Annotated in this window: 17 protein-coding genes; 9 read left to right on the plus strand and 8 right to left on the minus strand. The window is 74.6% G+C overall.

The genetic code is table 11. From position 1 onward, the window contains the following. Positions 1-32: 32 nt before the first annotated feature. Together ABZ945_RS07490 and ABZ945_RS07495 are read left to right on the plus strand one after the other, a co-directional pair. A complete protein-coding gene (locus tag ABZ945_RS07490; RefSeq protein WP_361265413.1) occupies positions 33-746 on the plus strand; it encodes a DUF305 domain-containing protein in 714 nt (237 codons plus the stop codon). A gap of 212 nt (positions 747-958) precedes the next feature. Further along, the gene (locus ABZ945_RS07495) at positions 959-1,378 is read left to right on the plus strand and encodes a CBS domain-containing protein (protein ID WP_361265416.1); all 420 of its coding nucleotides are present in this window, start codon (positions 959-961) and stop codon (positions 1,376-1,378) included. A gap of 82 nt (positions 1,379-1,460) precedes the next feature. On the opposite strand, the gene ABZ945_RS07500 is transcribed toward ABZ945_RS07495, so the two are convergent. Beyond that, the gene (locus ABZ945_RS07500) at positions 1,461-3,005 is read right to left on the minus strand and encodes a hypothetical protein (protein ID WP_361265419.1); all 1,545 of its coding nucleotides are present in this window, start codon (positions 3,003-3,005) and stop codon (positions 1,461-1,463) included. 170 nt (positions 3,006-3,175) lie between these two features. Here ABZ945_RS07500 and ABZ945_RS07505 point away from each other — a divergent pair, with 170 nt between their 5' ends. Further along, positions 3,176-4,933, plus strand: coding sequence for an NAD+ synthase (locus tag ABZ945_RS07505; RefSeq protein WP_361265422.1), 1,758 nt, complete (start codon positions 3,176-3,178; stop codon positions 4,931-4,933). Between the two features lie 552 nt (positions 4,934-5,485). Here the strand turns inward: ABZ945_RS07505 and ABZ945_RS07510 are convergent. Then, entirely contained in the window at positions 5,486-6,748 is a 1,263-nt protein-coding gene (locus ABZ945_RS07510) for an MFS transporter (protein ID WP_361265425.1), read from the minus strand. Positions 6,749-6,853: 105 nt separating this feature from the next. Then, on the minus strand, positions 6,854-7,876 hold the full coding sequence (locus ABZ945_RS07515; protein WP_361265428.1) for an endonuclease/exonuclease/phosphatase family protein: 1,023 nt from the start codon (positions 7,874-7,876) through the stop codon (positions 6,854-6,856). A gap of 272 nt (positions 7,877-8,148) precedes the next feature. Between ABZ945_RS07515 and panB the strand changes: the two genes are divergently transcribed. From panB to ABZ945_RS07530, 3 genes are all read left to right on the plus strand, one after another. Continuing rightward, complete coding sequence (panB, locus tag ABZ945_RS07520) at positions 8,149-9,012, plus strand: 3-methyl-2-oxobutanoate hydroxymethyltransferase (protein ID WP_361265431.1); 864 nt, start codon at positions 8,149-8,151, stop codon at positions 9,010-9,012. 174 nt (positions 9,013-9,186) lie between these two features. Then, on the plus strand, positions 9,187-10,203 hold the full coding sequence (locus ABZ945_RS07525) for an ATP-binding cassette domain-containing protein (RefSeq protein WP_361265434.1): 1,017 nt from the start codon (positions 9,187-9,189) through the stop codon (positions 10,201-10,203). After that, positions 10,200-11,042, plus strand: a complete 843-nt coding sequence (locus tag ABZ945_RS07530) for an ABC transporter permease (protein ID WP_361265437.1) — start codon at positions 10,200-10,202, stop codon at positions 11,040-11,042. Before ABZ945_RS07525 ends, ABZ945_RS07530 begins: the two co-directional genes overlap by 4 nt. Here ABZ945_RS07530 and ABZ945_RS07535 read toward each other — a convergent pair. Beyond that, on the minus strand, positions 10,990-14,952 hold the full coding sequence (locus tag ABZ945_RS07535; protein WP_361265440.1) for a BTAD domain-containing putative transcriptional regulator: 3,963 nt from the start codon (positions 14,950-14,952) through the stop codon (positions 10,990-10,992). The genes ABZ945_RS07530 and ABZ945_RS07535 overlap by 53 nt on opposite strands. Positions 14,953-15,160: 208 nt before the next feature. Here ABZ945_RS07535 and ABZ945_RS07540 point away from each other — a divergent pair, with 208 nt between their 5' ends. After that, complete coding sequence (locus ABZ945_RS07540) at positions 15,161-15,964, plus strand: site-2 protease family protein (protein WP_361265443.1); 804 nt, start codon at positions 15,161-15,163, stop codon at positions 15,962-15,964. A 41-nt stretch (positions 15,965-16,005) separates the two neighbouring features. Here ABZ945_RS07540 and ABZ945_RS07545 read toward each other — a convergent pair whose 3' ends face one another. Next, a complete protein-coding gene (locus tag ABZ945_RS07545) occupies positions 16,006-16,185 on the minus strand; it encodes a hypothetical protein (protein ID WP_361265446.1) in 180 nt (59 codons plus the stop codon). A gap of 205 nt (positions 16,186-16,390) precedes the next feature. After that, positions 16,391-17,086, minus strand: coding sequence for an NADPH-dependent F420 reductase (npdG, locus tag ABZ945_RS07550; protein ID WP_361265448.1), 696 nt, complete (start codon positions 17,084-17,086; stop codon positions 16,391-16,393). 172 nt (positions 17,087-17,258) lie between these two features. Between npdG and ABZ945_RS07555 the strand changes: the two genes are divergently transcribed. Beyond that, complete coding sequence (locus ABZ945_RS07555; protein ID WP_361265451.1) at positions 17,259-18,590, plus strand: MFS transporter; 1,332 nt, start codon at positions 17,259-17,261, stop codon at positions 18,588-18,590. 18 nt (positions 18,591-18,608) lie between these two features. Here the strand turns inward: ABZ945_RS07555 and ABZ945_RS07560 are convergent, their stop codons facing one another. Both ABZ945_RS07560 and ABZ945_RS07565 read right to left on the minus strand, forming a co-directional pair. Next, complete coding sequence (locus ABZ945_RS07560) at positions 18,609-18,911, minus strand: hypothetical protein (RefSeq protein ID WP_361265453.1); 303 nt, start codon at positions 18,909-18,911, stop codon at positions 18,609-18,611. 225 nt (positions 18,912-19,136) lie between these two features. Beyond that, positions 19,137-19,388: a hypothetical protein gene (locus ABZ945_RS07565; RefSeq protein WP_361265456.1), complete on the minus strand. Its 252-nt coding sequence runs from the start codon at positions 19,386-19,388 to the stop codon at positions 19,137-19,139. Between the two features lie 107 nt (positions 19,389-19,495). Here ABZ945_RS07565 and map point away from each other — a divergent pair, with 107 nt between their 5' ends. Beyond that, a complete protein-coding gene (gene map / locus ABZ945_RS07570; protein WP_361265459.1) occupies positions 19,496-20,353 on the plus strand; it encodes a type I methionyl aminopeptidase in 858 nt (285 codons plus the stop codon). Positions 20,354-20,500 lie beyond the last annotated feature (147 nt).

Raw genomic sequence — 20,500 nt, forward strand, 5'->3', positions numbered from 1 at the left:
CTGAGGGCAGGGCCGCCTCCACGGGCAGGGTCATGAGCCGGACGAACTGGGCGGCGGTCACCGCGGTGGTGCTGGCCCTGCTGTTCGCCGGCACGGCGGCGGTCGCCTCGGCGGGCGGCGACGACACTCCGGCCGAGGCGCGGGTCCCGGCCGCGGACTCGGCGGACGCCGGCTTCGCGCGGGACATGTCGGTCCACCACCAGCAGGCGGTGGAGATGTCGTTCATCGTCCGGGACCGCACCGAGGACGAGGAGGTGCGCCGGCTGGCGTACGACATCGCCAACACCCAGGCCAACCAGCGCGGGATGATGCTGGGCTGGCTGGACCGCTGGGGGCTGCCGAAGGTCGCCTCGGGCACCGAGCCGATGGCCTGGATGAGGGGGGCTGAGGGCCACGAGGGTCACGAAAGCCATGGCGGGCACGGTGGTCATGGCGGGCAGGGTGCGGACGGGGCTCACGGCGGGCATGGCGGGGGCGCGGGGGCGGATGGCGCGCTGATGCCGGGTATGGCGACCGAGGCCCAGCTCGACTCCCTGCGGAAGGCGAGCGGCAAGGAGGCCGAGGTCCTCTATCTGCGGCTGATGACCGCGCACCACCAGGGCGGCGTGGAGATGGCCGAGGGCTGTGTCACCGAGTGCCGGGACGAGGTGGAGCTCCGGCTCGCCCAGGGCATGGTGGACGCCCAGCAGTCGGAGATCGCGCTCATGGCCGACATGCTGCGCGAGCGCGGTGCGTCCGCCCACTGAGGATCTGTGCCTCGGGGGGGTGCGTACGGCGGGTCGGCCCGGGTTCCTGAGGGGGCCCGGGCCGGCGCGTCGGTGTGCCGGGGGGAGGCCCCCCGCGCTGCGGTCGCGGGGGGCCGGTGGCGCGGCCAGAATGAGAGCGCTCGGGGACCCCTGCGACCCCATGGACGGCCTGCCGTCGCGGTACGGCCGCCATCCGGAGGTGTACGACCCCTATGACCACCGCGAAGGACATCATGCACGCGGGGGCCCACTGGCTCCCCGAACACGAGACGCTGGACCGGGCCGCACAGCTGATGCGTGAGCTGAACGTCGGCGCGCTGCCGGTCGCCGACGAGAACGAGCGGCTGTGCGGCATCCTCACCGACCGGGACATCGTCGTCGGCTGTGTGGCCGCCGGGCACGACCCGGCCCGGATCACCGCAGGCGACCTGGCCAAGGGCACCCCGCGCTGGATCGCCGCCGACGCGGACGTGGACGAGGTGCTCCAGATGATGAAGGAGCACCGCATCCGCCGGCTCCCGGTCATCGAGAACAAGCGGCTGATCGGGATGATCAGCGAGGCGGACATCGCCCGCCACCTCTCCGACGCGCAGATCGCCGGCTGGGCGGAGCGGGTGTACGCGGAGGGGTGAGCACGGCCGGCGCCTGCCGCGCGGCGGGTCCGGCCCTCTCGCCGGCCCTCTCGCGGCAGGGGCCGGCAGGCCTCCTCCGGTGTCAGGCACTCCTCAGCTTGGGGTCCTCGGCGAGCAGCCGGACGCCCAGGGCGTAGACGTCGAGGGTGGTGGGCGCCCATTCCAGATGGTCCTTCCCGCCCGCCGCCGCGCCGAGGCCGCCGTCCTCCGTCACCGGGGCGAGCCGCCAGAGCAGGGAGCCGGGCTCCCTCGGCCGCACATCCGCGCCCACGCCGGTCAGCGCGTGTCCGGTGCCGTGGAAAGGAACGGCCGCGGCCGGGCGCTCGGCCGGGACCTCGCTCCCCTCGGTCCGGACGAGGCTCTGGACGCGGTACGGGATGCCGTCCACGGTGAAGGAGTCCCTCAGGCACACCGCGTAGGCGTCCACCGTGCTGGGGTGGGAGACCAGGTGGTCCTTGGCACGCACCCGCCACTCGCTCCCCTCCACCGGGTACGAGGCGGTCGCCAGGCTTCCGGCGCCCAGCGCGTGCGGGCCGTCGTGCCAGCCGACCCGGAAGCCCCCGCCGAGCAGGACGTGCCCGGGCGGAACCGGTGCGGCGGCTTCCGGATGCGCGGCCTGGGCACTCCCGACCCGGCGGACCAGCAGCAGTTCTTCGGCCAGTCGGCGGCGGCTGACGCCCTCGATCCGCAGCCCGATCGCGTATCCGGTGAGCCGGTGCGCCTGGGGCACCACATGGTCCTTTGAGGACACCCGCCACTCGGTCAGGTCATCGGCGGGGTAGGAGGCGGTCAGCAGGGCGCCCACCGGCCCGTCCTCGGCGACTGCTCCGCCGCCGACCACCACCATGTCGTCGGCCACCGCCACCGGCAGGTCCAGGACATGGCTCCGCGCGTCCTCGGTCCGGAGCCGGAAGACGGCCGTGGTGATCAGGCCGGAGGCGTCCTGGCAGCGCAGCACCTCCTCGGCCGCGGGCGGGGCTGCGATCGCGGTCGCGGTCGCGGTGCCGGTCCGGCGCTTGGACCCGCCTCGCCGGCCTCCGGCGTTGCGCCCGGGATCGGCTTGGGGGCCGGGGAGGTCGAGGACGTCCCAGACGACCTCCACGGGCCACCGGGAGCGGAGCCAGGCGGGCGGACGGGGGCGGACGGCGACCAGGTCGTGGAGGAGGGCACCGTCACCGCTCAGGGCTCCGAAGGCGTCCAGGACGTGCCAGGCCTCGTCGGCGGCCTCACGCCAGATCAGCACGCCGACCGGCGCCGTCGGCAGCAGGGGGCGCAGCTCCGGCGGCAGCCACTCGGGGCCGTCGCCGTCCGGTATGCCGTCCTGCTCCACACGGTCGGGCAGGGGGAGCCGGGCGGCCCCCTCCACGTACCCCCAGAGCAGCGTCCCTGCCCGGTCGAAGAGGATCTCGAAGCAGGCGCCCTCCGCGGCCAGGGAGAAGACCGGTCCCTCGGGGCGCGCCGCGCGGCCGTACCGATGGCGGCCGCCCTCCGGTGACGGCCGCAGGGTGTAGACGGCCGGCCCGTCCTGGTCGCCGACCGCCAGCGCGCCGAGGGCCGCCAGCGCCCGGCACCGGGCCAGCAGGTCGGGCACGGCGGGCAGCGCGTCGGCACTGGTGAACGGATGCATGGCTCCAGAGAACCATCCGGCACTGACAACACCACCGGCTGAGGGCTCTGGCTGACCGGCAGGGCCCCGGCCGCCCCGCCGCCGTCTCGGCTGTCCCGCCGCGGCCCCGGCCCGCCTCGCTGCGGCCCCGGCCCGGGCATCGTGTCCATCTGACGATTACACTGGTCCTCGTGCCTCAACTACGCCTCGCTCTGAATCAGATCGACTCGACCGTCGGCGACCTCGCGGGAAACGCCGAGGCCGTCGTGCACTGGACCCGGCACGCCGCCGGGCAGGGCGCGCACCTGGTGGCGTTCCCGGAGATGGTGCTGACCGGCTATCCCGTGGAGGACCTGGCGCTGCGCTCGTCCTTCGTGGAGGCCTCCCGGGAGGCCCTGCGGGGGCTCGCGCGGCGGCTGGCCGACGAGGGGTTCGGTGAGCTGCCGGTCGTCGTCGGCTATCTGGACCGCTCCGAGAAGGCCCAGCCGCGCTACGGGCAGCCGGCCGGCGCCCCGCGCAACGCGGCGGCCGTGCTGTACGGCGGCGAGGTGGCGCTCTCCTTCGCCAAGCACCATCTGCCGAACTACGGGGTCTTCGACGAGTTCCGCTACTTCGTGCCGGGAGACACCCTGCCGGTGGTGCGGGTGCGCGGGGTCGATGTGGCGCTCGCCATCTGCGAGGACCTGTGGCAGGACGGCGGCCGGGTGCCGGCGGCGCGTTCGGCGGGCGCCGGGCTGCTGCTGTCGATCAACGCCTCGCCGTACGAGCAGAACAAGGACGACACCCGGCTGGAGCTGGTGCGCAAGCGGGCCCAGGAGGCCGGTTGCACCACCGCGTACCTGGCGATGATCGGCGGCCAGGACGAGCTGGTCTTCGACGGCGACTCGATCGTGGTGGACGAGCGCGGCGAGGTGATCGCCCGGGCCCCGCAGTTCTCCGAGGGCAGCGTGATCGTGGACCTGGAGCTGCCGGCGGCGGCCGCCGAGCCGGTGACCGGCACGGTGGACGACGGGCTGCGGGTGGAGCGGGTGGTGCTCTCCGAGGAGCCGGTGCCCGCGTACGAGCCGGAGCTGACCGGCGGGTACGCGGAGCGGCTGGACGACGACGAGGAGGTGTACTCGGCGCTGGTGGTGGGGCTGCGGGCGTACGCCGCGAAGAACGGTTTCCGCTCGGTGCTGATCGGCCTCTCCGGGGGGATCGACTCGGCGCTGGTGGCGGCGATCGCCTGCGACGCGCTGGGCGCGCAGAACGTGTACGGCGTGTCCATGCCGTCGAAGTACAGCTCGGACCACTCCCGGAGCGACGCGGCCGAGCTGGCCCGGCGCACCGGGCTGAACTTCCGCACGGTGCCGATCGTGCCGATGTTCGACGCCTATATGGGGTCGGTGGAGCTGACCGGGCTGGCGGAGGAGAACCTCCAGTCCCGGCTGCGCGGCACCCTGCTGATGGCGCTCTCCAACCAGGAGGGGCACATCGTGCTGGCGCCGGGCAACAAGTCCGAGCTGGCGGTGGGCTACTCCACGCTGTACGGCGACTCGGTGGGCGCGTACGGGCCGATCAAGGACGTGTACAAGACCTCGGTGTTCCGGCTGGCCAAGTGGCGCAACCGGGCCGCCGAGGAGCGGGGCCAGACCCCGCCGATCCCGGAGGCCTCGATCACCAAGCCGCCCAGCGCCGAGCTGCGCCCGGGCCAGGTGGACACCGACTCGCTGCCCGACTACGAGGTGCTGGACCGGATCCTGGAGCTGTACGTCGACCGCGACCAGGGCAAGGACGCGATCGTGGCGGCCGGCTTCGACGAGGAGACGGTGGCGCGGACGCTGCGGATGGTGGACGCGGCCGAGTACAAGCGGCGCCAGTACCCGCCGGGCACCAAGATCTCGGCCAAGGGCTTCGGCAAGGACCGGCGGCTGCCGATCACCAACCGGTGGCGCGAGAACGTGGGCTGAGGGGCGCCGGCGAGCGGCGCGGAGTTCCGGGCGGGGCGAGAGCCACGGGCCCCCTGGGCGCCTCGGGGCTCCGGGGGCCCGCCCCGGGGCCGACGGGGGGACGCCCGCCCCGGGCCGGACGGCCGAGGGCGCCGGTTTACGGGCCCCGGCCGGTGCGGTGCGATGCGCCCTGGGCGCCCGACGCCGGACCGGGTGGGTGCCTCAGGGCGCAGGCCCGGCCGGGGGCCGACGGGCGTTACGGGGCCCGGGGCGGGGCGAGACTCGCGGTCCGCCCGTAGGCACCTCGGGACTCCCAGGGCGTTCGCCCGTGGCCGACGACGGGGGGCGAGTACGCCCGGGACGGGGACGCGCCGTCCGACGTGCTTCCGGGCAGGGCCCGCCCGACAGCGGCGTGGCCCACTGCCCAGGGCGTCAGGCCCACTCGGGGGCCCTGACGAGGGAGAGGGCACTCCGGTGGCCGGGGCCGTTCGCCCGGGACCACCAGCTAGGCACCCGGGCCCGGTACGCCCTCCGTGGGGCGTACCGGGCTCGTCCCGTACCCGGCCCGTATCGCTACTCGGCTCGCGCCGGTTCGGCGGAGGGGGAGGGGGAGGGGGAGGGGGTGGGGCGGTCGGGGCGGGGGCTGCCGGTGACGATGCGGGTGGCGGCCGGGTCTGTGGCGTCGCCGGACCGGGGCGTACGGTCCAGGAGGCCGGCGGTCACGGCGATGGCGAGGCCGACCAGGGCGAGGGCGGCGCCGACCAGGGCCGGGGAGGACCAGCCCCAGCCGGCGGCGATCGCGGCGCCGCCCAGCCAGGCGCCGCCCGCGTTGGCCAGGTTGAACGCCGAGTGGTTGGAGGCGGAGGCCAGCGTCGGGGCGGTCCTGGCCTTGTTCATGACCAGCATCTGGAGCGGGGTGGTCGTCATGAAGCCGACCGCGCCCAGCACGACCACGGCCACCAGGGCGAGCGCGGGGACGGTGAGGGCGTAGCGGAAGCCGACCAGGACGAGGGCGAGGGCGGCGAGCGAGCCGTAGAGGGTGGGACGCAGGGCCCGGTCGGTGAGCGGGCCGGCGACCAGCGCGCCCAGCGTCATCCCGATGCCGAACAGGGCCAGGACCAGGGTCACGGTCGACTCGCCGAAGCCCATGACCTCGGTGGTCATGGAGGAGAGGTAGCTGTACACCGCGAAGACCCCGGCGAAGCCGAAGACCGCGGTGAGCAGCCCCAGCAGCACCTGGCGGTTGCCCAGCGCCCGCAGCTCGCGGCCGAGGCCCTGGTGTCCGTCGACCGGGACGTGCGGGACGAGCCGGGCGAGCGCGGCCATGGCGACCAGGCCGATGGCGGCGACCACCAGGAAGGTGGCCCGCCAGCCGAGGTGCTGGCCGAGCAGGGTGGCGGCGGGGACGCCGACGATGTTGGCGACGGTCAGCCCGAGGAACATGGTGGCCACCGCGCGGGCCTGGCGGCCCTCCCGTACCAGCCGGGCCGCGACCACCGCGCCGACGCCGAAGAAGGCGCCGTGCGGCAGCCCGGCCAGGATCCGGGCGCCGACCAGGGTGCCGAAGCCGGGGGCCAGCGCGGAGGCGAGGTTGCCCACGGTGAAGAGGGCCATCAGCAGCAGGAGCATCCGCTTGCGCGGGACGCGGGAGCCGAGGGCGGTGAGCAGCGGGGCGCCGATGACGACGCCGATCGCGTACGCCGAGACCAGGTACCCGGCGGTGGGGACGGAGGTGTGCAGGTCGTCCGCGACGTTGGGCAGCAGGCCCATCATGACGAACTCGGTCGTGCCGATGCCGAAGGCCGATATGGCCAGGGCGAGCAGGGCCAGGGGCATGAAGGAGCGGGCCTTTCCGGTGTGACTGCGTAAGTTCCCTAGCGGAACAAACGCGGTCGGCGGGATTGTTCCCGGGCGCCCGCTCCCCTTTTCGCGAAAGGGTGCTCAGAAGCGGACGCGGGCGGCCAGCGGGAGGTGGTCGCTGGTGGTCTTGGGCAGCGACCAGGAGGCCGTGGGCTCCACGCCCCGCACCATGATCTGGTCGATCCGCGCCATCGGGAACGACGCCGGCCAGCTGAAGCCCATGCCGTCCCCGGCCGCGCCCTGGGTGGAGCGCATCTGCGAGGTCACCGCCTTCAGCGCACGGTCGTTCATGGTGCCGTTCAGGTCGCCGAGCAGCACCACCCGCTCCAGCGGCTCCCGGGAGATGGCCTCGCCCAGCGCGTCGGCGCTGCGGTCCCGCTGGGAGGCGGTGAACCCGGCGTTCAGTTTGACCCGCACCGAGGGCAGATGCGCCACGTACACGGCGACGTCCCCGGACGGCGCGGCGACGGTGGCCCGCATGGCGCGGGTCCAGCCGAGCCGGATGTCCACCGGGGAGACCCGGTCGACGGGGTACTTGCTCCACAGGCCGACGGTGCCCTGCACCGAGTGGTGCGGATACGTCCCGGCCAGCGCCTTCTCGTACACCGGGACCATTCCCGGGCTCAGCTCCTCCAGGGCGAGCACGTCCGCGCCCTCCCCGGCGACCTGGCGGGCCGTCCCCGCCGCGTCCGGGTTGTCGGCGTTGACGTTGTGGGTGACGACCGTCAGGTCCCCGCCCTCGCCCGACTTGTCGGTGATCAACCCGGCGAACAGGTTGACCCAGACCACCGCGGGCAGGACGACCGCGACCAGTGCCGTCGCCGAACGGCGCCAGAGCGCGGCCAGTGCGATCAGCGGGATCGCCAGTCCGAACCAGGGCAGGAAGGTCTCGGTGAGGCTGCCGAGGTTGCCGATCCGGTTGGGGATCTGCGCGTGGAAGATCATCACCAGCGCGGTGAGCAGCGCGCAGACCGCGAGCAGCACCCCCCGGCGCCAGACGCCGCGGTCGCCGCGCCAGCGGTCGACCACCGCCCGGATGCGGGACTCGGGGCGCCGGTCCTGTGCGCCGCCGCTGCCCGTCTCCGCCACGTCCACCCGCGCCATACCGCCGTCCTCACTGCCTTGCCTGCCCTGCCGTGCCGTACACGCCGCCCCCGACCCTAGGGGATTCCCGGGGGTTGAGGGGACGGCCGCACTGCCACGAGGACGAGCCGGGAAGCCCGCGGGGTTCCTTACGGGCACGGCCGGAGCGCGGGCTGTGACACAACGCGCACAAAACGCCGCCCACTTCCCCCCACACGGCACGTGGTGCCACCATGGACGTGATCCGGGGACGCCGTCAGGGCGCCTCGAGATGACGAAGGAGCCGTTCCACCATGACGCTTCAGGCTGCCTCCACGCAGCCCGCCGGCGGCGCGAAAACGCTGTACGGCGGCACAGGCACACGTCGCATCACCGTCCACGACATCGCCGCCGCCAAGGAGCGCGGCGAGAAGTGGCCGATGCTCACCGCCTACGACGCGATGACCGCGTCCGTCTTCGACGAGTCCGGCATCCCCGTGCTGCTCGTCGGCGACTCCATGGGCAACTGCCACCTCGGCTACGAGACCACCGTGCCCGTCACGCTCGACGAGGTCGCCATCCTCTCCGCCGCCGTGGTACGCGGCACCAGGCGGGCGATGGTCGTCGGCGACCTGCCGTTCGGCTCCTACCAGGAGGGCCCGGTGCAGGCGCTGCGCTCGGCGACCCGGCTGGTGAAGGAGTCCGGGGTCGGCGCGATCAAGCTGGAGGGCGGCGAGCGCTCGCTGCCCCAGACCGAGCTGCTGGTCCAGGCCGGCATCCCGGTCATGTCCCATCTGGGCCTCACCCCGCAGTCCGTCAACACCCTCGGCTACCGGGTGCAGGGCCGCGGCGACGAGGCCGCGCACCGGCTGCTGCGGGACGCCAAGGCCGCGCAGGACGCGGGGGCGTTCGCGGTGGTGCTGGAGCTCGTCCCGGCCGAGCTGGCCGCCGAGGTGACCCGCTCGCTGCACATCCCCACCATCGGCATCGGCGCCGGGCCCGACACCGACGCCCAGGTGCTGGTGTGGACCGACATGGCCGGGCTCACCGGCGGCAAGGTCCCGCGCTTCACCAAGCAGTACGCCGACCTGCGCCGCACCCTCGGCGACGCGGCCCGCGCCTTCGCGGGCGATGTGGCAGGCGGAACGTTCCCGCAGGAGGAGCACACCTTCCACTGATTTTCCCAAGCCACTGCGGCACACCGCGACGGCCCGCCGACATCCCCCATCGGCGGGCCGTCGTGTGTCCCGGCACCCCCTGAACCGTCCCGTATCGGCGTTCTGTCGGTGTCCTGTCGGTGGAGCGGAGCCGCCCGTCGGTGGATTGTCAGTGGTGGGCGGTGGAATGGACCCATGACACGATCCGACACCAACGCCGTCGAGGTCCGGGGCCTCGTGAAGCACTACGGCGAGACCAAAGCCCTGGACGGGGTGGACCTGGAGGTCCGCGAAGGCACCGTCCTCGGGGTGCTGGGGCCCAACGGGGCCGGGAAGACCACCCTGGTCCGCTGCCTGTCCACCCTGGTCGTCCCGGACGCCGGGACCGCGACCGTCGCCGGGTACGACGTGGTCCGCCAGCCGCGCGAGCTGCGCCGGGCCATCGGGCTCACCGGCCAGTACGCCTCGGTGGACGAGAAGCTGTCCGGCTGGGAGAACCTCTACATGATCGGGCGGCTGCTCGACCTCTCCCGCCGGGACGCCCGCCGCCGCGCGGACGAGCTGCTGGAGCGGTTCTCGCTGACCGAGGCGGCGCGCCGGGTGGCCGCCGGGTACTCCGGCGGTATGCGGCGCCGGCTCGACCTGGCCGCCTCCATGATCGGCCGGCCCGCCGTGCTCTACCTGGACGAGCCGACCACCGGCCTGGACCCGCGCACCCGCAACGAGGTCTGGGACGAGGTGCGCGCCATGGTGGCCGAGGGGGCCACCGTGCTGCTCACCACCCAGTACATGGAGGAGGCCGAGCAGCTGGCCTCCGAGCTGACCGTGGTGGACCGGGGCCGGGTCATCGCGCGCGGCGGGATCGACGAGCTGAAGGCGCGGGTGGGCGGGCGCACCCTCCAGGTCCGCCCGGTCGACCCGGCCGTGGTGCCCGCCATGGTGCGGGCGCTGGACGAGACCGGGCTGGGCGGGGTGGCCGGGGCGACCGCCGTCCCCGACGAGGGCCAGCTCTACGTACCGATCCTCAGCGACGTACAACTCACCGCGGTCGTCGGTCTGCTGGCCGAGCGCGGCTTCGCCATCGCCCACCTTGCCACCCAACTTCCCACCCTGGACGAGGTGTTCCTCGCGGTCACCGGCTCCAAGGCGCCGATCGCCGACGACACGGCGAGCACTCAGTCCGACCCGGTCGCCGAGGAGGTCACCGTATGAGCACCGCCACCACCACCAGTCCCCGGAAGCCCGTGAGCGCCCCCACCGCAGTCGGCGGCGGGGAGCGGATCGGGCTCCGCTCCCATCTGCGGCACATCGGCGCCCTGGCCCGGCGGAACGTCCTCCAGATCAAGCAGGACCCGGAGTCGATGTTCGACGTCCTGCTGATGCCGATCATCTTCGTGCTGCTCTTCGTCTACGTCTTCGGCGGCGCGATCGCCGGGCAGGGCCGCCAGGAGGACTACGTCAACTACCTGGTGCCCGGGTTGATGGCCATGATGGGGATGAACGTCGCCATGGGCATCGGCACCGGTATCAACGACGACTTCCGCAAGGGCGTGATGGACCGGTTCCGGACCATGCCGATCGCCCGCTCCTCGGTGCTCGTCGCCAAGATCGTGGTCGAGCTGGGCCGGATGCTGGTGGCGACCGCCATCCTGCTGGGCATGGGCTTCCTGCTCGGCATGGAGATCAAGACCTCGGTCGGCGGACTGCTGGCGGCGGTCGCGCTGTCGGCCGCCTTCGGCTCCGCGCTGATGTGGGTCTTCATGCTGCTCGGGCTGGCGCTGCCGACGGCCCAGGCGGTGCAGGGCATGGCCATGCTGGTGCTGATGCCGCTCCAGTTCGGCTCCTCGATCTTCGCCCCGCCGAGCACCATGCCCGGCTGGCTCCAGGCCTTCACCGACTACAACCCGCTCTCCAACCTGGCCGACGCGGCCCGCGGGCTGATGGGCGGCGGCGAGGTCGGGCGGCCGGTGTGGATGACGCTGGCCTGGGCCGCCGGGATCACCCTGATCGCGGCCCCGCTGGCGGTCGCGCGGTTCCGGAAGAAGACCTGAGGCCGGCGAACGGCCCCGGCTGCGCGTCCGGGTCGGGGTCGGAGTCGGGTACGGGGACGAGGGCGACGGCCTGCTCCAGGGTGAGCCGGCGGCCCTCGGCGTACGCGGTGTCGAACTCCGCCTCGTCGAGCGCCGCCCGGGCCGCCGCCAGCGCCTCGTCCCGGCTTTCCCGCTCCAGCGGGCTGCCCAGGTGCTCCGGCGGCCACTGCGCCTCGGCCGCGCCGAGCAGCACGGCCGCCGTGCGGGCGTACGGCCCGCCGAGACCGGTGGCCGCCCGGGCGGCGGTGATCAGGTGCTGGGAGGGCATGTTCGGGGACATGTGCAGCGCCAGCGGCTCCTGGGCCCTCTTCAAGGCGTGCGCCACCCTGGCCAGCGCCTCGGTGTACCGCCCGTCCAGGTTGTCCAGCCACGCCCGGACACCCAGCGCGAAGCCCAGGAACAGCGCCATGGTGTCCGTCGCGAACTCCTGGTCCACCGCGTCCAGTTCGGCCCGGGCCGCCGCGGTGCGGCCGGACCGGCCCAGCCACAGGGCCAGGAAGACCCGGGCCGCCGCGATCGCCTCGTGGCCCTCTGCCCGGCCGGCGGCCAGCACCTCGCGGAGGACGGCCTCCCCTTCGTCGCCCAGGCCCCGGTGAAGCAGGGTCTGCCCGTACCGGACCCGCAGCAGCGCTCGCTGCCCCTGGGCGCCGAGCCGTTCGGCGTGACCGAGCGCGGCGACGTAGTCCCGGCCGGCGCCCTCGTAGTCGCCGAGCATCTCGCGGGCCTCGCCCCGCGCCGACAGCGCCTCGGCGACGCCCCAGGAGTCGCCCGCCCGCTCGAAGCCCGCCAGGCTCGCCTCGGCGTCCCGGACCGCGTCCCTGGCCGTCTCGGTACGGTTGGCGCGCAGGTTGGCTCGGATTCCGATGATATGGGCGAAGTCCCAGTCGTAGCCGAGGTCGCGGCAGGCGGCCACCGTGCTGTCCAGCACCTCCTTCAGGGGCACCGGGTCGCCGAGGGCCAGCAGCGCGAACAGCCACAGGGCGCCGGGCATCCGGCAGGCCTGCGGCAGCCCCGGCCGGTAGGTGTCCCGGATGGCGTGCATCCGCGTCCGCCCCTCCAGGCTGGTCCAGTGGGTGGCGAAGTGGTCCATGAAGGCCAGCGTCATCAGCGCGTTGCCGCGGCGCGCCTCGGCCAGCAGCTCCTCGCTCATCGGTGGCGGGGCGTCGGTACAGGAGGCGTACAGCGGCGGCGCCGGGCGCACCGGCCCGGTGAACGGGTCCGGGCCGAGCGCGGCGGCGGCCCCGCACCAGTGCAGGGCGTCGGCGCGCAGGTCCCGCATCTGCCAGTAGCGGGCCAGGCTGTGCACCAGGCAGAGCGCCTCCTGCTCGTCCCGGGCGGCCACGGCCCGGCGCAGCGCGCCGCGCAGGTTCTCGTACTCCCGCTGGAACCGGTCCAGGGCGGCGCGCTGGCGCGGCCCGCGCAGCTCGGGGTCGGTGGTGCGGGCCAGCTCCCGGTAGTGGACGAGGTGGCGCCGTTCGGTGGCGGTCCGGTCGCCGGCCTCGTCCAGGCGCTCGGCGCCGTACTCGGCGACGGTCTCCAGCAGCCGGTAGCGCATCTGCCCGTCGGCCGCCGGCACGGCGAGCACCAGCGACTTGTCGACCAGCGAGCCGAGCAGGTCCATGGTGCCTTCGGTGGCGCAGACCGCCTCGGCGGCCTCCAGGTCGCAGCCGCCGGAGAAGACCGAGAGCCGGCGCAGCACGGTCCGCTCCGCCTCGTCCAGCAGGTCCCAGGACCAGTCGACCACCGCGCGCAGGGTCTGCTGACGGGGCAGTACGGTCCGGCTGCCGCCGGTGAGCAGCCGGAACCGGTCGTCCAGCCGGGCCGCGATCTGCGCCGGGGTCAGCGCGCGCAGCCGGGCGGCGGCCAGCTCGATGGCGAGCGGCAGCCCGTCCAGCCGGCGGCAGATCTCGGCGCAGGCCTCCGGCGCGTCGGCGGGGTCGAAGCCGGGCCGGGCGGCGGCGCCCCGATCGCGGAGCAGCTCCAGGGCGCTCGGTCCGGGCAGCGGGTCGACCGGGCGGACCTGCTCACCGGGGACGCCCAGCGGCTCCCGGCTGGTGGCGAGCACGGTGAGCCCGGGGCAGGCCGCCAGCAGCCGCTCGGCCAGCTCGGCGGCGGCGCCGACGACATGCTCGCAGTTGTCCAGCAGAAGCAGCATGCGGCGGTCCGCGCAGTGCTCGACCAGCCGGGCGAGGGCCGCGCCGGCACCCGCGCGCCCGCCGCCGTGCCGCTCCACGGCCCGCAGCTCCTCCGCGCCGGCGCCGTGCAGCACCGTGCCGCGCGCGCCGATGGCGGTGACCACCGCGTCCGGTACGGCCTCGGGGTCGTCCACCGGGGCGAGCTCGGCCAGCCACACCCCGTCCGGCCACACCCCGGCGCCCCGCTCGGCGGTCTCCTGCGACAACCGGGTCTTGCCGGAGCCGCCCGGCCCCAGCAGGGTGACCAGCCGGGAGCGCCCCAGGTCGGCCAGCACGGTGGCGATATCGGCCTCCCGCCCCACGAAACTGGTCAGCCGGGCCAGCAGGTTGCCGGGGACGGCGGGCGCCGGGTGGGCCACGGGGCCCGGGTGGGCCGCGGGACCAGGCGCCGAGGGCACGGGCGCGGGGGCCGGAGATGCGGGGGCCGGGCCCGGGGATGCGGGGGCCGGGCCCGGGGTTACGGGGGCCGGGGTTACGGGGGCGAGGGCCGGGGATGCGGGCGCGAGGCCCGGGGATACGGGGGCCGGGGTTACGGGGGCGGGGTGCCGCTCGCCCGGTACGGGACCGGCCTCGGGACGTACCGCCGGCGCCCCCGAGGACGCGGCCCCGCCCTCCGGACGTACGGGAGGCGCCGCGCCTGGCCGTACCTCTCCGGCCCCCGGGCGTACGGCGGAAGCGGTCCCCGGACGTGCGGGAGCCGCCCCGGACCGTGCCTCCCCGGCCTCCGGACGTACGCCGGGAGCGACCTCCGGACCTGCGGGTACCGCCCCGGGCCACGCCTCCCCGGCCCACGGACGTACGGCGGAAGCGGCCTCCGGACCTGCGGGAGCCGCCCCGGACCGTGCCTCCCCGGCCTCCGGGCGTACCGCGGGAGCGGCCTCCGAACGGTCGGTGGGAGCGGCTCCCGGGCGCACCGGAGTTGCCGGAGCAGGGGGCGGCCCGGCGGCCTCCGTCCCTACCGGAGCCAGCAGCTCGGCGTGGAGGCCGCGCAGCTCGGGTCCGGGGTCGGTGCCGAGGCCGTCGGCGAGGCGGCGGCGCACCTCCTCGTAGCCCGCGAGCGCCTCGGCCCGCCGCCCGGTGTCCCGTAGCGCGCGCAGCCGCAGGGCGTGCAGCGGCTCGTCGTAGGGGTGCTCGCGGCAGAGCGCGGACAGCTCCGGCAGCGCCTCCTCGCCCCGGCCGGCCGGCAGCAGCGCGGCCGCTCTGGCCCGTTGCGCGTCGGTGCGGCGGGCCTCCCAGCGGGCCGCCTCGGCCGTGCGGTCGGGCAGGTCGGCGAGGGGTTCGCCGCGCCAGAGGGCGAGCGCCCGGTCCAGCGCGGTGAGCGCCGCGTCGGCGTCGCCCGCACCCAGCGCCCGTACCCCCTCGGCGGTCAGCCGCTCGAAGCGGTGCAGGTCCACGGCGTCCGGGTCGGCCCCCAGCCGGTAGCCGCCGTCCACCGAGACCACCGCGTCCGGGCCGAGGGCGCGGCGCAGCCGGCCGACCAGGGCCTGGAGGGCGCCGGGGGCGTCGGCGGGCGGGTCCCCCGCCCACACCTCGTCCACCAGCGTCCCGGGCGGTACGGTGCGCCCGGCCCGCAGCGCCAGCACGGTCAGCACCGCGCGCAGCCGCGCCCCGCCGACCGGCACGGGGGTGCCGTCGGCACGGTGGACCTGGGTGGGGCCGAGGACGTTGACGCGCATGGGCACGAGGTTATTCGGGCCCGGGCGGCCCCGGCGAACGGGTTCGGCGGCGGGGCGCGGAACCGGATCGGCGGGCCCGGGCGTTGCCGGGGCGTCCGGTACGGTCGGTCGTCCACGGCCCCCGCCCGTCCGCCCGCGTCCCCGGGGTACCCGCCCCGCCTCACGTACCGCCCCCGTCCCCGTCCCCGTACCGTCAGGAGCCCCGCCCATGACCACCGCCGCCTCCCGCCACAGCGACCGGAGGGTCAGTCCCGTCTTCCTCGGCATCGCCGCCGTCATGGCGGTCACCGGGTGGGCGGTGTGGACGGAGTTCTCCGCGAACCTGGGCCTCGCGGTGTTCCTCTTCGTCACCTCCGGGTGGATCGTCTCGCTCTGCCTGCACGAGTACGCGCACGCGCGGACCGCGCTGCACGGCGGCGACCTGACCATCGGGGCGAAGGGCTATCTGACGCTCAACCCCTTGAAGTACACCCACGCCCTGCTCAGCGTGGTGCTGCCGGTGGTGTTCGTGATCCTGGGCGGTATCGGCCTGCCCGGCGGGGCGGTGTTCATCGAGCGACACCGCATCCAGGGGCGCTGGAAGCACAGCCTGATCTCGGCGGCCGGTCCGCTGACCAATGTGCTGTTCGCGGTGGTCTGCACGGCGCCGTTCTGGCTGGGCGCGCTGGACGGGGTGCCGGTCGGCTTCCGCTTCGCGCTGGCGTTCCTCGCGCTGCTCCAGGTGACGGCGGCGATTCTCAACTTCCTGCCGGTGCCGGGGCTGGACGGCTACGGGGTGGTCGAGCCGTGGCTGTCGCACCGCATCCGCCGCCAGATCGAGCCGTTCGCCCCGTTCGGGCTGCTCGCGGTGTTCGTCTTCCTCTTCATCCCCGAGGTGAACCAGGCGTTCTTCGGGATGATCGACGCCATCCTGGACGCGCTCGGCGTCCACCGGGTGGAGACGTACTGCGGGCAGGACCTGTACCGCTTCTGGCAGACCGGCGACATCTGCGGGCAGCTGGTCGACCGCTGACGGGGGCTGCGGTCGGCTGGTCGGTCGACCGCTGACGGCGGCTACGCGGCGCGGCGGCCGGCCCTGCCGCGGCGGTGGTAGTACCAGGCCATGTTGGAGGTGACCCCGACCAGCAGCACCCAGACGATGCCGCCGATCCAGGCGCCCTGGACGAAGGAGACCACGGCCGCCGCGACGGCGAGGACGCAGGCGGCGAGGGCGTAGAGGGCGAGGCGGGGCATGGGGGGTGGCTCCTGACGGCGTACGGGGTGTGTGCCCGTCCAGTGTCCCGTACGGCCGGGGTGTCCCGGGTGCGGGGCCGGGTGCCGGGCCCCGCACCCCGCCTCTCTCCCGAGGTCCGGGTGCCGGGCCCCGCCTCTCTCCCCCCGGGGTCCGGGTGCCGGGCCGGTCCCACGCCCCCCGCCCCGCCTCTCTCCCGAGGAGGGCTCAGACGTCGGTGACGCGCAGCCCGGCGTGGGCCTTGTAGCGGCGGTTGACCGAGATCAGGTTGGCGACCAGGGACTCCACCTGGTGGGCGTTGCGCAGCCGGCCGGCGAAGACGCCGCGCATGCCGGGGATCAGCCCGGCGAGCGCCTGGACGGTGTCGGTGTCGGCGCGCTTCTCGCCGAGGACCATCACGTCGGTGTCGATCCGCTCGACCGAGGGGTCCTGGAGGAGCACCGCCGAGAGGTGGTGGAAGGCGGCGGTGACCCGGGAGTCGGGCAGCAGCGCGGCGGCCTGTTCGGCGGCGCTGCCCTCCTCGGGGACGAGGGCGTAGGCGCCCTTCTTGTCGAAGCCGAGCGGGTTGACGCAGTCCACCACCAGCTTGCCGGCGAGCTCCTCGCGCAGGGCGGTGAGGGTGGGGCCGTGGCCGTCCCACGGTACGGCGATGATCACCACGTCGCTGCGGCGGGCGCACTCCGCGTTCTCGGCGCCCTCGACGCCATGGCCCAGCTCCTCGGCGGCGGCCCGGGCGCGCTCGGCGGAGCGGGAGCCGATGACCACCTTCTGCCCGGCGCGGGCGAACCGGTAGGCGAGGCCGCGGCCCTGGTCGCCGGTGCCGCCGAGGACGCCGACCACCAGGCCGGAGACGTCGGGGAGGTCGTGCGGGTCCTTCGGCTGGTCCGTGTTGTTGTCAGTCATGGGCTCGACACTAGAGCCAGCCCGCTGCGGGGCGCGGTGCGGGCCGGAGTCGCGTCCACGGGACGGTGAGGTGGTGCGGCCGGGCCGGGTGACCGCCCGAAGTAAGGTCTACCTCACTTCGGGCGGCAAAGAGGTTGCCCGGAGCACCTGTGCCAACGGAGGATGGTCCCTCGTGACCTCGAAGCTCTCCGCAGTCCTCCCCGACCTCTCGCCCTGGCGTTCCTCCCGTGACTTCCGGCTGCTGTGGATGCAGGGGCTGATCACCAACTTCGGCAGCTTCATGGCGCTGGTCGCGCTGCCGCTCCAGATCAAGGACCTGACCGGTTCGCCGCTCGCGGTGGGCGCGATGGGCGCGGTCGAGCTGGTGCCCCTGGTGGTCTTCGGGCTGTACGGCGGGGCGCTGGCGGACGCGGTGGACCGGCGCAAGGTCATTCTGCTGACCGAGGCCGGACTGGGGTTGTCGGCGGTCGTCCTGCTGGTCAACGCGCTGCTGCCGGATCCGTTGCTGTGGCCGCTGTATGTGGTCGCGGCGGTGGTGGCGGCGCTGGCCGGGCTCCAGCGGCCCGCGCTGGACTCGCTGCTGGCCCGGATCGTGCCGCACGACCAGCTGCCCGCGGCGGCCGCGCTGAACGCGCTGCGCTGGCAGGTCGGGGCGATCGCCGGACCGGCGGTGGCGGGCCTGGTGGTGGCCTACGCGGGCAACGCCCCGGCGTACGGGACCACGGTGGTCTGCTTCGTGGTGTCGGTGCTGATGTGCGTACGCCTCAGTCCGGCGCCGCCCGCGAAGGGCGCGGACAAGCCCTCGCTGCGGGGCATCGCGGAAGGGGCGCGGTACGCCTGGTCGCGGCCGGTGCTGCTGGGCACCTACGCGGTGGATCTGGCGGCGATGTTCTTCGCCTTCCCCAACACGATCTTCCCGTTCCTCGCCGACGAGCTGGACGCGGACTGGTCGCTGGGGCTGATGTACGCGGCGGGCTCGGTGGGCTCGGTGCTGGTGAGCCTGACCAGCGGCTGGGTCTCCCGGGTGCGGCGGCACGGGCTGCTGGTGGTGTTCGGGGCGGCGGGCTGGGGGCTGGCCATCGCGGCGGCGGGCTGGTTCTCGAACGTGTGGGTGGTGCTGGTCTGCCTGGGGCTCGCGGGCGCCGGAGACATGCTGAGCGGGCTGGGCCGCTCGACCATCTGGAACCAGACCATCCCGGAGGGGCTGCGCGGCCGACTGGCGGGCATCGAGGTGCTGTCGTACAGCGTCGGCCCGCAGCTGGGCCAGGTTCGCGCGGGCGCGATGGCCGGCTGGACCGGCACCCGTCCGGCGTTCTGGACCGGCGGTCTGGCCTGTGTGGCCTCGGTCGGCCTGCTGGCGGCCGCCCTGCCCAAGCTGCTGACCTATGACGCCCAGACCGACGAGGACGCCCAGCGCCGCCGCGCCGCCCATACGGTGATCAGTGGCGGGGACGGGACGGCTGCGGCGGATCCGGCGGCTCCCCGGCCCGCGGAGGCCGGGTGACGGAGGCCCGGCGGGCCGTCAGGGCTCCGGGTAGTCGGGCAGGGTGATGGCGTCGGCGGGCGGGGAGACCAGCCGGGCGGCGAGGGCGGGCAGCGGGGTGTCGTGGCGGCCCGTATGGCGGAAGAGCACACCGCGCTCGCCGGTGCCCTCCCGGCGTACCGCGTCCTCCAGACCCATCCGGGCGATCACGGTCCGGTCGGCGCCGCGCGGGTCCACGCTCTGCCCGCCGTCCCGGGGCCCGGCGGCGGCCTCCACCGCCCGCAGCCCGCGCCGCCGGGCCCACCAGGCGAAGGCGGGACCGGCGACCCCGGCCCCGGACACCGGCCCCGGACACCGGGATGAGGGGCCCCACGCGGCCGGATACCGGGTCCAGAGGCTCGGCGCGGCCGGGCATCACCAGGTCCGGGGGCTCCGCGCGGCCTGACACCGGGTCCAGAGGCTCCGCGTGGCCTGGCACCAGGTCCGGAGGCCCCTCGCGGCCTGACCCCGGGTCCGGAGGCTCAGCACGGCCTGGCATCAGGGCCGGAGGCCCCTCGCGGCCTTCGCTCAGGCGCTGTCGCGGTCGCCGGAGGCGTCCCCGGTGGCTCCGCCGGACTTGTCGTGCCAGCGGGGGTCGTTCTCCCACTCCAGGTTCCGCTCGCGGGCGGTCTCCATGGCGTGCTCGGCCTCCTGGCGGGTGGTGTACGGGCCGAAGCGGTCCGCGGCCCGGCACTGCGGGCCCTCCTCCACGATTCCGTGCTTCAGGCAGTAGTACCACTCACCGGGCTTGCCGGCCGTCCGCTTCTTGAACAGGGCCATCAGGCGCTCCTTCGCTCCGAGGGCCGGGCGGCCCTTTCGGGTCCGCCGGGGTCCTCCGCGGTCCTCGGGGCCATGGTGCCCCGCACGGCCCTGGTTAGACTCGCGGCATGTCTGGCCAGTCGCTTCTCGCCCCGGGGACGCTCTCCCCCGCCCGCTCCGTACCCGGCGCCATCCGCCGCCCCGCGTACGTGGGCAAGCCCGCCCCGACCCCGTACACCGGGTCCGAGGTGCAGGACGCCGAGACCGTGGAGCGGATGCGGGCCGCGGGCCGTATCGCGGCCCGGGCGATGGAGGAGGCGGCGAAGCACATCGCGCCCGGCACCACCACCGACGAGCTGGACCGGGTGGCCCACGATTACATGTGCGACCACGGCGCCTACCCGTCCACGCTGGGCTACCGGGGCTTCCCCAAGTCGCTGTGCACCTCGGTGAACGAGGTCATCTGCCACGGGATCCCGGACTCCACGGTGCTGCGCGACGGCGACATCGTGAACCTGGACGTGACCGCGTACATCGGCGGGGTGCACGGCGACAACAACGCCACCTACCTCTGCGGCGAGGTGGACGAGGAGTCGCGGCTGCTGGTGGAGCGCACCCGGGAGGCGCTGAACCGGGCGATCAAGGCGGTCCGCCCGGGCCGGCAGGTCAACATCATCGGCCGGGTCATCGAGTCCTACGCCAAGCGGTTCGGGTACGGGGTGGTCCGCGACTTCACCGGGCACGGGATCAACTCCTCGTTCCACTCCGGGCTGATCATCCCGCACTACGACTCCCCGCACCACACCACGGTGATGCAGCCGGGGATGACCTTCACCATCGAGCCGATGCTGACCCTGGGCACCCATGAGTACGACATGTGGGAGGACGGCTGGACGGTGGTCACCAAGGACCGCAAGCGCACCGCGCAGTTCGAGCACACCCTGGTGGTGACGGAGGACGGGGCGGACATCCTCACGCTGCCGTGAGCCCGGTTGCCCGGCATCCGCGAGGGGTACTGCTTTCCCGACAGCTCGTCGGAAAGCAGTTGACTTAGGTAAGCCTAAGTAGGAGGATCGGTGCGGCGGCGACGGCTGTCCGCCGCTGCCACGCCCGCCTTTCCAGGCCCCCGGAGG

This window comes from Streptomyces sp. NPDC046887 (assembly GCF_040644755.1).
In the GTDB taxonomy this organism is placed as follows: domain Bacteria; phylum Actinomycetota; class Actinomycetes; order Streptomycetales; family Streptomycetaceae; genus Streptomyces; species Streptomyces lichenis.

Bases quoted from the DNA above. Each gene is read 5' to 3' on its own strand.
- ABZ945_RS07530 (WP_361265437.1), top strand. From the start codon at position 10,200: ATGAGCACCGCCACCACCACCAGTCCCCGGAAGCCCGTGAGCGCCCCC.
- ABZ945_RS07565 (WP_361265456.1), bottom strand. From the start codon at position 19,388: ATGGCCCTGTTCAAGAAGCGGACGGCCGGCAAGCCCGGTGAGTGGTAC.
- panB (WP_361265431.1), top strand. From the start codon at position 8,149: ATGACGCTTCAGGCTGCCTCCACGCAGCCCGCCGGCGGCGCGAAAACG.
- ABZ945_RS07545 (WP_361265446.1), bottom strand. From the start codon at position 16,185: ATGCCCCGCCTCGCCCTCTACGCCCTCGCCGCCTGCGTCCTCGCCGTC.
- map (WP_361265459.1), top strand. From the start codon at position 19,496: ATGTCTGGCCAGTCGCTTCTCGCCCCGGGGACGCTCTCCCCCGCCCGC.
- ABZ945_RS07490 (WP_361265413.1), top strand. From the start codon at position 33: ATGAGCCGGACGAACTGGGCGGCGGTCACCGCGGTGGTGCTGGCCCTG.
- ABZ945_RS07540 (WP_361265443.1), top strand. From the start codon at position 15,161: ATGACCACCGCCGCCTCCCGCCACAGCGACCGGAGGGTCAGTCCCGTC.
- ABZ945_RS07535 (WP_361265440.1), bottom strand. From the start codon at position 14,952: ATGCGCGTCAACGTCCTCGGCCCCACCCAGGTCCACCGTGCCGACGGC.
- ABZ945_RS07525 (WP_361265434.1), top strand. From the start codon at position 9,187: ATGACACGATCCGACACCAACGCCGTCGAGGTCCGGGGCCTCGTGAAG.
- ABZ945_RS07495 (WP_361265416.1), top strand. From the start codon at position 959: ATGACCACCGCGAAGGACATCATGCACGCGGGGGCCCACTGGCTCCCC.
- ABZ945_RS07510 (WP_361265425.1), bottom strand. From the start codon at position 6,748: ATGCCCCTGGCCCTGCTCGCCCTGGCCATATCGGCCTTCGGCATCGGC.
- ABZ945_RS07500 (WP_361265419.1), bottom strand. From the start codon at position 3,005: ATGCATCCGTTCACCAGTGCCGACGCGCTGCCCGCCGTGCCCGACCTG.
- npdG (WP_361265448.1), bottom strand. From the start codon at position 17,086: ATGACTGACAACAACACGGACCAGCCGAAGGACCCGCACGACCTCCCC.
- ABZ945_RS07515 (WP_361265428.1), bottom strand. From the start codon at position 7,876: ATGGCGCGGGTGGACGTGGCGGAGACGGGCAGCGGCGGCGCACAGGAC.